This window comes from Enterocloster sp. (assembly GCF_057861365.1).
This window is the reverse complement of record NZ_DBMACH010000018.1, coordinates 1-12,541: the sequence shown is the minus strand read 5'-3', so window position 1 is coordinate 12,541 and position 12,541 is coordinate 1. Positions and strand designations below refer to the sequence as shown.

The window sequence follows — 12,541 nt, the reverse complement described above, 5'->3', positions numbered from 1 at the left end:
GGAATAGAACCGAAGTCTTTTTAAAATATAAATTCTTCAATCCGGAAACCCAGTTCCATCAGCTGCCTGGTAGGCTCCCGGAGGGTGAGATAGTAGTAATTGGCAGTGCCGTCCTCGCGGACATCTACCAGTCCGGCGGCTTTCAATATTTTTAAATGATGGGAGATGGCCGGACGCGACAGGCTGGTGCGCCGGGTGATCTCGTTTACATTCATAGCGTGATCTGCAAAATCCACCGATACGCCTGGTGAATCCAGTGCCATGGCATTTTCCGTTAGGGCTTCTATGATGGAAAGCCGGACTTTATCACCAAGGGCAATGAATATAGGCATACAGGAATGAAACTGCTTCTGCAGTTCTGCCGCAGTGGTCATCCTTTGATCTCCTCCTTTGGTTTAAAATTTTAAACTAATGCTATTTTACCATTGTGATGAATGCGGGTCAAGATAAAATGGGTAAAATGCATAAAAAATAAAATGGAAAAAGTGATAAATTATTCATTAGAACGACACAATTTGATAAAATGAACAGATGAAGGGAAAAATATGGTGTAAAATGAAAATAGCCCTTGACTTTTGTCGGAGGGTGGGGCATAATGTAGTAACATTCATTTCAAAATTCTATTTTTAATTCTAATTTTGTAATTCTTATGAGAGTCCATCCCCTGTCGGGGAGAGAATTTCAGATTTTTAAGCAGATCACAGCAGAGGACAGACGCGCAAACAGAGGGGTTTCAGGGCAGTATGCGTCGTTTTTTCTGGAAGGAGGAATATAGTCTGTATTTTGTATGTAAATTTTTATATTGGCTTTTTATGGCAGCAGCTGCGGCAGGAGATATCAGGGAGTACAGGATTTCCAACCGATATCTGGGGTTTGCGCTGATCGCCGGAATCAGCGGAGCGCTGACTTGGGGAGAGGGAAGTATGGCAGAACGCAGTTTGTTTGCGGTCGGTTTTATGATCCGTCTGATTACAGTGGTGATATTGGGATTTCCCATATACCGAAGGGGGATGATCGGAGCTGGGGATGTAAAAATGGCAGCCTTGTTTACTGCATGGCTGGGGGTTCGGGATGGTCTAAAGGCCTTAACGATCGGATTTATGTTAGGAGCAGTTCTGGCTCTTCTTAAAATGCTGCGGCAGGGCAGCATGGTCAAACGATTTCTTTATTTATCAGCCTATATCAGGCACAGTTTTCAAAGCAGAATGATGGAAATATATTATGATCCCTCAAGGGACGGAAGAGAGGCGGTCATCCCGCTGGGAGCCTGCTTTTTTGTGGGAGCAGCCGCGGCAGAGATATGGCAGAGGCTGTGAACGGGGAGCCTGAGGCAGTGGGAGGAGGCGCATGGCAGAGGAGGCGTGGCATCCACAGGCCGGGTAAGGCAGAGAAGGGAAGAAAATCAGAAATACAGCAGGAGGAGTAAAGATGGTAAAAATAATGGCGGTGTATGATGAGGATGCGCTTTATGCCAGAAGGCTGGCAGAGTATGTAAACCGGAGGGAGACCATTCCTTTTACAGCGATGGCCTTTTCGAATCTGGAACGGTTAAAAGAGTACGGAGACAGCCATGAAATTGAAATTCTTTTAGTAGGAGAGACTGTAAAAGCGGCCGCAGATGAAGTGAAAGCAGGTTTAAAAATGGTGCTCTGCGGCGGAGAGTTTTCCATAGGGAAGGAGGAACCCTCTATTTATCGGTTTCAGTCGGGAGAAGGGATTTTGCGGGAGATCATGACCTGCTACTGTACAGCTCCTCCGGAGCCTGCACTGGCTCTTTCGGGAATGGGTGCGCAGATTTTGGGTGTGTACTCTCCGGTGAACCGCTGCGGAAAAACAGCCTTTGCATTGACCTTGGCCCAGGTATTGTCCAGAACGGAATCGGTACTTTTTATCAGCCTGGAGGAATTTGCAGGATTTGAGGCTCTTTTGGGAGAAGATGTGAAGCAGGATTTTTCGGATGTGCTTTATCTCTGCCGTCAGGGAAGCTTTAACTGGATGAAGCTCCGGGCCATGGTGTGCTCTGTGGGACAGGTTGACATGATCCCGCCGGCAGCTTATGGGGAAGATCTGGACCAGATGGAGCCCGAGGAATTAGCCCTTCTTTTAAGGCGTATTGCCAGGGAAAGCGGATACAGGCGGCTGGTAGTGGATATGGGCCACATGGGAAGGGGATCGGCGGCGCTGCTGGACTGCTGTGACGGGGTGTATCTGCCGGTTTTAGAGGATCCGGTATCCAGGGCCAAGCTGCAGGCATTTGACAGGTATCTGTCAGCTGCAGGCGCGGTTTCCCTTAAAGAAAAAATCTGCCGTCTCCGTCTTCCAAAGACATGTCCTTTGAGCAGCATGGAGAACTGTATGGATCAGCTTCTCTGGGGAGAGATGGGAGATTTTGTCCGGGCTCTTTTAGAGGGAGGAGGGGGAAATGACTGAAAGGAATCCAAGGGAGGGAATCCGCGAAGAGCTGCGCCAGAAGATTATGGAACAGCTTCAGGAATGCAGCCGCATGGAGGATGATGAGCTTTACGAACAGATTGACCGTGCGATCCGGGAAAAAGGGCAGGAACTATTTCTGCCTCTTAAAGAGCGGCTGTGGCTCAGGAGCAGCCTTTATGACAGTTTTCGGCGTCTGGACATCTTACAGGAGCTGTTAGATGACAGAAATGTAACAGAGATCATGGTAAATGGAGCCGGGAAGATTTTTATCGAAAGAAAAGACGGAACAGCTCTGTGGGAACGGAGATTTGAACGGCCGGAGCAGCTGGAGGATATTATCCAGCAGATCGTAGGGCGTGTAAACCGGGTGGTAAATGTGTCTTCGCCCATTGCAGATGCCCGTCTGGAGGATGGCTCCCGCGTTCATATCGTGCTGCCTCCGGTTGCGCTGGACGGCCCGGTGGTGACTATACGAAAGTTTCCGGAACCGATCACGATGGAAAAGCTGATTGGCTTTGGGGCTGTTACAGAGGAAGCGGCACAGTTTCTAGAAGGGCTGGTAGCTGCCCGGTACAATATTTTTGTCAGCGGGGGAACCAATTCAGGAAAGACGACATTTTTAAATGCCCTGTCATCCTTTATTCCCAGAACGGAGCGGGTAATTACCATTGAAGATTCGGCAGAGCTGCAGATTTCTCAGGTTCCCAATCTGGTGCGTTTAGAGACAAGGGACGCCAATACAGAGGGAAAGGGACAGATTACCATCAGCCAGTTAATCCGGGCTTCGCTGAGGATGAATCCGGACCGGATCATCGTGGGAGAGGTAAGAGGCGCCGAGGCTCTGGATATGTTGCAGGCTATGAACACAGGCCATCCGGGTTCTCTCTCAACGGGCCACAGCAATTCAGCCAGAGATATGCTCAACCGTCTGGAAACTATGGTTTTAATGGGAGCCAGACTGCCGCTGGAGGCGGTCCGAAGCCAGATCGCTTCGGCTTTGGATATTCTGGTTCATCTGGGACGGCTGGGAGACGGAAGCAGAAAGGTACTTTCCATTGTGGAGGTAAGAGGTATATCTATGGGAGAAATAGAAACAGAGGAGCTGTACAGATATGACAGAGAAACAGGGCGGCTTGAAAAGACGGGTGAACTTAAAAATAGGGAAAAGCTTGGAGATACAGGAAATTGTTAGGATAAAAGGGAAAAAATGGGAGAAAACTGCCGTGAAAACCGGGAGAAAAGGGCAGCCAGGCAGGAGGATTTCCCTGCGGGGCAGCCCGAAGCCCCGGGCTCCGGATGGAGAGGATTACCGGGTTTACCGTTTGTCTGCTAAAGAATATATGGGGCTTTCGGCAATCGGACTGGGGCTTTGCGGTCTTACTGCCTATGTGTTTTACCGGAGTTTTTTTGCCTTTATTCTCCTTATGCCTCTTGGTTTTTTGTATCCTATTTATAAAAAGAAGGATCTGAAAAAGAAAAGGTTGCGGCAGCTGACGCTGCAGTTTAAAGAGGCGATCCAGGTTTTATCTTCTTTTTTAAGCGCAGGATATTCGCTGGAAAATGGTCTTTTTATGAGCGTGCGGGAATTGGAAGCGCTGTACGGAAAAGACGCTATGATCACAGAAGAATTTGAACGTCTGGCAACAGGGGTTCGGATGAACCGGCCGGTGGAGCAGCTTCTTGCCGAATTTGGAGAACGGAGCGGGATTCAGGATGTGGATCACTTTGCTCAGGTATTTGGAATGGCCCGCAGAAGTGGTGGGGAGCTGGTAGAGATCATCCGGCAGAGCGCAGGGGTAATCCGGGATAAGATCCAGGTTCAGGAAGAAATACAGACCATGACAGCGGCACGGATCTTTGAACAGAAGATCATGAATGGCATTCCTTTTGGAATGATTCTCTATATTGATTTCACCTCTCCGGGATTTTTTGACGTTATGTATGGAACCTGGATGGGAAGACTGATTATGACCTTATGTCTGGCTTTTTATATGGGAGCAGTCATGCTGTCTGGAAAGATTCTGGATATTGAGATATAAGGGGGCAAAGAATTGAAGAAATGGAGTGGGAGAAGGGAAGGCTTCTGGAAAAGGGAAACAATGTCACGCTGGAAAAAGCAGCTGGCATGTGCGGCCGCAGGACTGTTTTTAGGTATTTTAGCCCAGTATTCAGGGGGATTTGATCCGGTTTTAAAGGACGGATACATTTTAAACAGAAATCCTTTGGGCCAGGAAGAAGAGACATATCTGCTGGAAGTAAGGGGGCTGGCAGACAGCAGGGAGCCGGAGCGTCTGGAACTGATCCTTGAGGCAGAGCAATATACAGAGAAGGAGGCTGAGACAGTCTATGAGCAGGTTATAGGGGAACTTCCGGGGTATATTTTAGGGGATAATCCTTCACTGGAAGAGGTGCGGCTGCCTTTAAAGCTTATTTCAGAGCTCCCGGAATATGGGGTAGATTTAAGCTGGCGGTCCGGCTCTCCTGATCTTTTAGGATCAGACGGACAGATACATGGGGAGGGAGTGCCGGAGCAAGGGGAGCAGGCAGTGCTTTTTGTGCGGCTCACAGACGGGAACTGGCCCAGAGAATATGAAATTCCTGTAAGGATAAAACCGCCTCTTATGACGCCGGTTCAGAGGGCTGCAAAAGATCTGGAAGAGCAGATAAAAGAGATGGAGCAGGACAGTCGGTATGAAAGTGCATTTTCCCTGCCTCAGTTTCAGGAGGGGAATCGGCTGAGCTATGATATTCCGGGAGGGCTTCCGCCCATCCTTTCTCTTACGGCACTTGGTCTGGCGGGAGCGTTTTTGATAACGCTTAAGGAAACGGTGGATCTGAAAAAACAGGAGGAACGCCGTAGACAGCAGATGCTCCTTGACTATTCAGAGGTTTTATCGCGTCTTATCATTTTTCTGGGGGCAGGAATGAGTATCCGAAGTGCCTGGGAACGGATTGCTGTTGATTACCGCCGGTCGGTGGAACATGGGGTGCATCAGAAGCGGTATATATATGAAGAAATGGTTCTGACGGAGAGCCAGTTAAAAAGCGGTGTTTCTGAAAGTCAGGCATTTTATGAATTTGGAAGCCGCTGTGGCCTGCAGCCGTATATGAAGCTGGCTGCCCTTTTGGAGCAGAGCCGGAAAAACGGGGCCAGAAGCTTAAGGGAACGGCTGCGCCTGGAAATGGCAGATGCCTTTGAACAGCGCAAACATCAGGCCAGACGGCTGGGGGAGGAAGCCGGAACGAGACTTTTAATCCCCCTGTTTCTTTTGCTGGCAGTAGTAATGGTAATGATTGCCGTTCCTGCCTGGCTGGCCTTTGGATAAAAACAGATTGATCAAATAAACGAGAAGGAGGAAAGAGTGTATGGAATTACAGAAGGACAGAGAAAATTTAAAGGACATTAGGGCGTTTGCGGCAGATGAATCCGGCGTGGGGGTGATTGAGCTGGTGCTGATACTGGTCGAAATATTTACCCCCTAATTCACGCTATATATTATGTAAATATAGTAAAAATAGCGGAAATAGAGTAACGGTATAGACAGGAGTGTATATGAAGTACAGTGGTAATAGTAAGGTGTATGGAATTAGGTATTTTAATGTATGGTTCTATTTATATGCTGAAACAGAGATGGATGATTATAAGATTAACATGTTAGGCGATTGCATAAACACAGGTAGTTTGATGAAAATGAAAGATATTCATTGGTGGTGTATTAGGCATAACATAAAGTATAAGGTAATATTTAAGTACAGAAAAGAGTATCCAGTACAAGCTAACATATGGAATTTTTACACATATTGTCGTTTTAGGCTTGAGACTATACGATAAGTTATTACCTTTTTGTTAAAAGATATCGAAGAGGCGGATACAAGATATAATTATATAGTAAAAAAAATAACATTTGTAATTAGAATGTTGAGTCAACAAGGTATATGGTTTATAATAAAAAAAGGAAAATATTTTTGGATTTAAGATGAATAAAATAATTGAATTTATACATATTTATACAGGAGAAAATGCTACATTATGGAGAAAAATGAAATAGGAACAAATATTGATAAATTAGTAATTATTCTCGATACTAATATCCTTTTGTATTTATATAAATGTTCATTTAATACGAGCCAAAATATAGTGGAGTTGTTTAGTAAAGTAAAAGAAAAAGTTGTAATACCTAGTAGGGTTTATAAGGAGTATTTGGTCCATAAAGATGAAGAGCAGGCAAAGATTGATAGAAAATATGATTCATTTACAAAAGATTTGAAAAAACAAGTAAATGAATTAAAAGATAAAATAAATGGGAGTATTTCTGAAAGCCGAAAATATGATTTTCCTGATTGTGATTTACTGGAGACAGGGATTGGAACTTTTTTAAATAAAATTATTATGGCTATCTCAACATATGAGAATTCTTTATCTTCAGAGAAGCAGAATAAATCAGTTCAAATAGCAAATGTTGAGCAAATATTGCATTATTGGAGCAGTCAGGGGAAAATTAAATCAGAGCCTACCATTGTTCAATTAATGGAATACGTTAAAGAAGGAGAATTTAGATTTAGGTATAAAATGCCACCAGGATATAAGGATGAGGAAGAAAAAGACAAAGAAATAAAAAAAGATAGTAAAAAAGATAATTTTGAGGGAAGGATAAGAAAATATGGGGATTTATTTGTTTGGAAAGAAATCATTGATATTGGTAAGGAAAGGGAAGGAGAGGTAATTGTATTTTTAACAAATGACATAAAAGAAGATTGGTGGGTATTAAAAGGTGAACAAACCAATAAAGAAGCTGTTTGTATGAGAGAAGAATTACGCAAAGAGTACATTGCGATAACGGGTAGTGATAAAATCGAATTTATGACTTTGCCGAGATTTTATGAATTATTTTCGGACTATTATAAGATTTGTGACATAAAAACAACCTTAGAGTTGGAGTATCAGTCATATGTACAGGGACAAATTCGTACCAAATATGAAGAACAGATTGAAGAAGAAATTATTAATAATTTAAAAGGGATAGACTGGGGAGAGGTAAGCACAGATTTTGAGGATATCATAGAGCCGGATATTGATATTGATGATCTATCAATTGAGGAGATAACCCTTCATTATGATGACGATGGAGAAACAGCAATATATGATATAAAGATTAGTGCGAAAACTTTTCCGATAGAAATGAATAAAAAAGATGATGAACTTGTCTTATGGATTGCGGAAGTACAAGTGAAAGGAAATCTTGCTATTCAGATACAGAGGGACTTGAGAAATTTAGAAGAGAGTGGAATTTCTTTCAAATCATTTTCATATGATGTACTTTCTAACAGAGATTCAGAGGAGGTACTTCTTGAAATGAAAGAGGAAACTTTATCAGAAACAATGGATACATTAGAGGACTATTACAATCATTGATAAGGAAGCGGTTATTATGTTAAATGTAACATGTAGAGACTTAGATGAGATAACAAAAGAAATTTTAGAACCTATCGTTCATGATTTTCAAACACGATATCCTCGTGTTGAAGGGGAGGCGTATTTGGGATATCCGATATACTTTAATAGAGTTACCAATGAGAAAACATCGGTGGATATGGCATTGATAACAAAGATAGGTGTTTTCATATTTAATGTATTGAAAAATACGGTACCCAATTATGATGAGATACAGAATGATATATATTATAGAGTAAAGGAAAAATTTCAACGTTTGCCCCATTTGAGAAATGGAAAAAAATTGAAGTTTGAATTTTTTTCGATAACTTATTCAATGGGACAAATAACACCAATAGATGATTGTCCTATAGCATTTAGCGTAGAAGATGTCAGAGAATTTATTGCCGCCAATAAGCGACAAGAAGAATTTTCTGATTTTGACTACAATGCAATTCTTTCCGCAATTCAGGAAGCATACGGTCTTAATTATAGGGTTGAACGAGTAGGGGCTAAAATTGGTACAAAGGCCTATAAAATTAATGAAGCTAATGCTTTAATTGAAAAGTATGATCATGCTCAAATGGATGCAATATTAGGAGATACAACAGGAATTCAGAGAATAAGAGGCATGGCGGGTTCTGGGAAAACTATTGTGTTGGCAAGAAAAGCTGTGGAAATATATATGGCGCATAGAGATTGGACAATAGTAATAACATATTCAACTCGAGCGTTAAAAAATCAGCTTGTAAGATATATTAGCAAATTTTATGCGGATAAGAATGATGGAGAAATGTATGATACAGATAAAATTAAAGTGATGCAGGCATGGGGATCGGCATCCTCTGTTGGGGTATATTATGATGTGTGTGTACATCATGGATTAGAACCGCTTAATTTTACGCAGGCTAAAACTAAATATGGTAAAAATAGAGCTTTTTCAAAGGCGTGTGAAGAGGTGATAAAAACTATTCCCAAAATGGAAAAGATGTATGATTGCATTCTGGTAGATGAGGCACAAGATTTCGATAAAAATTTCTTGTCATTATGTTTAAAAGTTCTTGGAGAAGAAAAACGACTTGTGTATGCTTATGATGAATTACAACAGTTAAATGAGGAAACGATGCCAACACCTAAAGAAATCTTTGGTGAAGAGATTCAAAACGATACGCCTTTAACTGTTTGCTATAGGAACCAAAGCCCTGTTATTGTTACAGCACATGCAATAGGTATGGGAATGTATAGAGAAGGATATGATTTACCATTGCAAATGCCAAGTTCTCCCAATGTATGGGAAGCAATAGGATATGAAAGTTCAAAGGAGATTAGGGATGGTGAAGAAGTAACACTTTATAGGACAACTAGAACAAGTCCTGAATTATTGAAGGTAGACCGTAATGAAATTATAGAATTTTTGGCTTATGAGGATTTTACTGAATTGAAGAAAGCACTTATCCAATCATTACGAAATGATATTAATAAAGAAATGTTATTACCTTCTGATATTATGATTATTGATATGGATGCAATTGGGAGTCTGACTAACAGAGCCAGTATTATGACTATGGTCAATATGGAGGACAATTATGAAGGTAATTTATCTATTCATATGGCTGGATCATTAAGCCCAGAAGACTTCTTTAGAAAAGATTCTATCGTATATACTAGTGTTTTTAGAGCAAAAGGAAATGAGACATTTATGGTGTATATTGTTAATGCCCAAAGATGTATTAACTCATTGATTCCTAGAAGTGATAGAAATGCTTTATTTACCGCTATTACTAGAAGCAAAGGCTGGGTAAAAGTAATGGGATATGGTGAGGAGATGAAAGTTCTTTGCAAGGAGTTTGAACAAGTAAAGAATAATGATTTTAAATTACACTTTAGCCATTATCCTACAAAAGATGAAAGAAAACAGATGATTCTTAATAATAGCGATTTAGATGAGCAAACTTTAAAATCAATTCAGGATGCAAGAAGTAGAGTTGCTAAGGCTAAGGCAACAGGTAAGGCTATGAACAATTTACAGTTAATGATGGAAATTATGGGAGTATCGACAAAAGAGGAATTAATGAAAATGCTTATGGATGATAACGAATGATTATTTTTTCCAATTAGCCATAATAAATAGGTTTTGATATGATATAAAATTAAAATGGGAGATAGTACGAAATTTGTGCTTCTCCCATTTTTTAAATAGATTAAAAGATAAAATGAATTAAGAAGATGGTGGAAGAAATCAAAAGAAAACTGAAGTATGATTTCATTTGTAAAGAGGAGTCTGAATTCATCTGTTATGTAGAAAAATCGGATTTGAGAGATAAAGTGATTTTAATGTAGCCATTTGTAGAGAATTAAGATGAAAGGCTGTGAGAGTTTTAAAAGTTAAGAGTTTGGAAACACTGTCGAAACATCATCTACCTACCAGGAGAGTGGAGAGGCCAACTGACAGATTGCTGAAAAGGAGAAGTTGCTCAGTGTGAAATCAAAGTTGATTATGGAAAAAAATGTATATGGATTTCTATGCGAGAATATTCATTTTTCGGTTTCACTTAGAGCAGAAACAAAAAGGCTTCTTATTACAATTACAAGAGAATATCAAAGAGATTCATATATTTTCTGATATGAAGATAAATTGATAGAGGAAACCTGTATTTGTATTAGAAGCAGATAAGCCAATCATGTTTTATTTACTAGAACATGGTTGGTTTTTTTGTGTTAAAAAGTTCAAAGAAAAGGAGAGTGTGGTAATTGAAGCAACTGAATGAAAAAAAGCTAAAAGAAGATTTGAGATTTCATTATGGATGGAATAAGGGAGATACCTGTGTGATGATCACAAATAAAACAAAAAAAGCACCTGCGAATATATGGTAAAGAGTTATGACGGAAGGTATTTTGGAGTACGAAGTCATACTGGACTTTATCATCGAGTTTCACCGTTGAGAATGTTTCGTACAAGGGAGGAGGCGGTTGAAACATTATCAGAATCAAAAGAACAAGGATATGGAGGAATGACATTAGGGTAGAAGGAATGGAGATATTGAGGAGGAAGGATACATTGATTCGATTTATGAGTGATACACATTATGCTGGACTGGAAAAGGAAATGCAGCATATACCAGGATTTCGTCCAAGAAGGAGTGGACTGGTTATCAGTCACCTTTCTGATTGTTTAGAAAATCAGAGAAGCCCATGTGAACGCCGTGTGACCGATTGTGTCCCGTTTTATGAGCTTCTGGAGGTGTTGGCAGAGGAAGTGGCTGTCAGCACCTTAGTAAGTCGTGTGTGCCGTCTGACAGGGAGAAGAAATCCGTGCTTTTTTCAAAATGGTCATAGAGAACGGTTTTTGGCTATGGGAGAGAAGTGTAGCAGAGTCATTGAAGAAGCAGCGACCTGTTCTGCAGTCTATCTTCTTTCCGCAGATCGATTTTTGTGTAGCAGAGCTTTGGCGGCAATTGACCAGGAGGGGATTCATTTTTCCAAAATCCATATCCATGGTGTTGATTTGGATGGCTACGTTTTGTTTCATATGGCAAGGGATCTGTATCAGGGAAGTAGGCATATCCGTTTATCAGAACTTACAGATCCAGAGCTGGTTAGTGATCGAATATTTGAATGGATTATGACGGCCTGTGTGATTCGCAGGCATGGAAACAGAGTTTTACGAGAGGAGGAAAGAGGTATTGACAGGAGTAAACTCGGACAGCATCAGTGAAAAAACAACAGAGTGGTCTGTACTTCGGCTTTTCAGCCCTTTGATAGCTACCGTGTATGCGAAGGATGACTGGGGAAATTTGGAGGAATATGGCGAGGAGTTATTTCCAGCTGAGTTGTGCAGCTATGAGACGGAAATTCTGGAACAGATTGCAAAGGAGTGCCTTCCGGAAGAAGGAGACAGAGGACTGGCGGTCTATTTGGATATTCCAGAATTAAAAGAAAAGATTTATAGCATGAAGCCTACTGTGGAAGTCTGGCGGGGGGAGCTATGGGGAGTTCTGGAAGTAGAAAGTCATAACCAGCTTTCAGAAAGAGAGATTGAAGCAGTAAAGGAGTACTGGGAAGGTCAGGAAAGTGATGGGTGGGGAGAAGGATTTGAACAGCGGGGAATCAAAATTCCAGAGGGAGAACTGTATGTCAGCTTTTGGAACAGTGGAGATGAATTCTTTCTGACCACAGAGGAAGGTCTGAAAGGAGTAGAGCAGGAACCGGCGATTCAGAAAGGCGGGATTGTTTTTGGAGCATTATGATAGAGAATTTTATATCTTTCAATAGTTTAGTCCATGAAAGGAGAGCTGTATTTTTGAATAGTACGAAGGAAGGTATTCATCTGACTGCTTATTAGATAGAAAACTATTACATTGTGACCAAATAGTGGAAAACAGTATGAATGAGGTGTGGAGGAGAATAGAAAATGACCTATAAAGAGTTTTTAGAGTTAACAGAAAAGAATTTAAAACGATTTTTTCCGGAATCTTTTCAGGAGAGAAAAGTGGAAATCAGAGAGGTTTTAAAAAATAACAACATCAAATTACAGGGAGTATATCTGTCAGGTAGCCCAAGCTACACATCCGTTCCACTTTTATATCTGGAATCCTATTATCAGGAGCTTGAGAACGGAAAGAAGCTTGAAGATGTGTGGCAGAACATCGCTCGGGATTATCAGAAGTGTCAGGAAAC

The 12,541-nt window shown here is 41.3% G+C and carries 13 protein-coding genes; 12 read left to right on the top strand and 1 reads right to left on the bottom strand.

Annotation, left to right across the window (positions count from 1 at the left end):
• Positions 1 to 20: 20 nt before the first annotated feature.
• A complete protein-coding gene (locus ACZM6M_RS15025) occupies positions 21 to 374 on the bottom strand; it encodes an ArsR/SmtB family transcription factor (protein ID WP_296036702.1) in 354 nt (117 codons plus the stop codon).
• A gap of 369 nt (positions 375 to 743) precedes the next feature.
• On the opposite strand from ACZM6M_RS15025, the gene ACZM6M_RS15020 reads away from it, so the two are divergent.
• From ACZM6M_RS15020 to ACZM6M_RS14965, 12 genes are all read left to right on the top strand, one after another.
• Positions 744 to 1,316, top strand: a complete 573-nt coding sequence (locus ACZM6M_RS15020) for an A24 family peptidase (RefSeq protein ID WP_296036699.1) — start codon at positions 744 to 746, stop codon at positions 1,314 to 1,316.
• Positions 1,301 to 1,426 (top strand): hypothetical protein, encoded by a 126-nt coding sequence (locus ACZM6M_RS15015; protein WP_278283689.1) that lies wholly within the window; start codon positions 1,301 to 1,303, stop codon positions 1,424 to 1,426. Before ACZM6M_RS15020 ends, ACZM6M_RS15015 begins: the two co-directional genes overlap by 16 nt.
• Before the next feature lie 2 nt (positions 1,427 to 1,428).
• Positions 1,429 to 2,430 (top strand): P-loop NTPase family protein, encoded by a 1,002-nt coding sequence (locus tag ACZM6M_RS15010; protein ID WP_337434219.1) that lies wholly within the window; start codon positions 1,429 to 1,431, stop codon positions 2,428 to 2,430.
• Entirely contained in the window at positions 2,423 to 3,625 is a 1,203-nt protein-coding gene (locus ACZM6M_RS15005; RefSeq protein WP_337434218.1) for a TadA family conjugal transfer-associated ATPase, read from the top strand. The genes ACZM6M_RS15010 and ACZM6M_RS15005 overlap by 8 nt, the downstream gene beginning before the upstream one ends.
• A 148-nt stretch (positions 3,626 to 3,773) precedes the next feature.
• Complete coding sequence (locus ACZM6M_RS15000) at positions 3,774 to 4,472, top strand: type II secretion system F family protein (RefSeq protein ID WP_489490539.1); 699 nt, start codon at positions 3,774 to 3,776, stop codon at positions 4,470 to 4,472.
• Positions 4,473 to 4,484: 12 nt separating this feature from the next.
• Entirely contained in the window at positions 4,485 to 5,759 is a 1,275-nt protein-coding gene (locus ACZM6M_RS14995) for a hypothetical protein (protein ID WP_489490532.1), read from the top strand.
• A 704-nt stretch (positions 5,760 to 6,463) separates the two neighbouring features.
• Positions 6,464 to 7,846, top strand: coding sequence for a PIN-like domain-containing protein (locus ACZM6M_RS14990; RefSeq protein ID WP_489490531.1), 1,383 nt, complete (start codon positions 6,464 to 6,466; stop codon positions 7,844 to 7,846).
• Positions 7,847 to 7,862: 16 nt separating this feature from the next.
• Positions 7,863 to 9,965: a DEAD/DEAH box helicase gene (locus ACZM6M_RS14985; protein WP_489490530.1), complete on the top strand. Its 2,103-nt coding sequence runs from the start codon at positions 7,863 to 7,865 to the stop codon at positions 9,963 to 9,965.
• A gap of 650 nt (positions 9,966 to 10,615) precedes the next feature.
• Positions 10,616 to 10,738, top strand: coding sequence for a hypothetical protein (locus ACZM6M_RS14980; protein WP_489490529.1), 123 nt, complete (start codon positions 10,616 to 10,618; stop codon positions 10,736 to 10,738).
• A 184-nt stretch (positions 10,739 to 10,922) separates the two neighbouring features.
• The gene (locus ACZM6M_RS14975; protein WP_489490528.1) at positions 10,923 to 11,579 is read left to right on the top strand and encodes a hypothetical protein; all 657 of its coding nucleotides are present in this window, start codon (positions 10,923 to 10,925) and stop codon (positions 11,577 to 11,579) included.
• Positions 11,548 to 12,111, top strand: a complete 564-nt coding sequence (locus ACZM6M_RS14970; protein ID WP_489490527.1) for a hypothetical protein — start codon at positions 11,548 to 11,550, stop codon at positions 12,109 to 12,111. The genes ACZM6M_RS14975 and ACZM6M_RS14970 overlap by 32 nt, the downstream gene beginning before the upstream one ends.
• Before the next feature lie 164 nt (positions 12,112 to 12,275).
• A partial coding sequence (locus ACZM6M_RS14965) for a DUF5688 family protein (RefSeq protein WP_489490526.1) occupies positions 12,276 to 12,541 on the top strand: 266 nt, incomplete at its 3' end.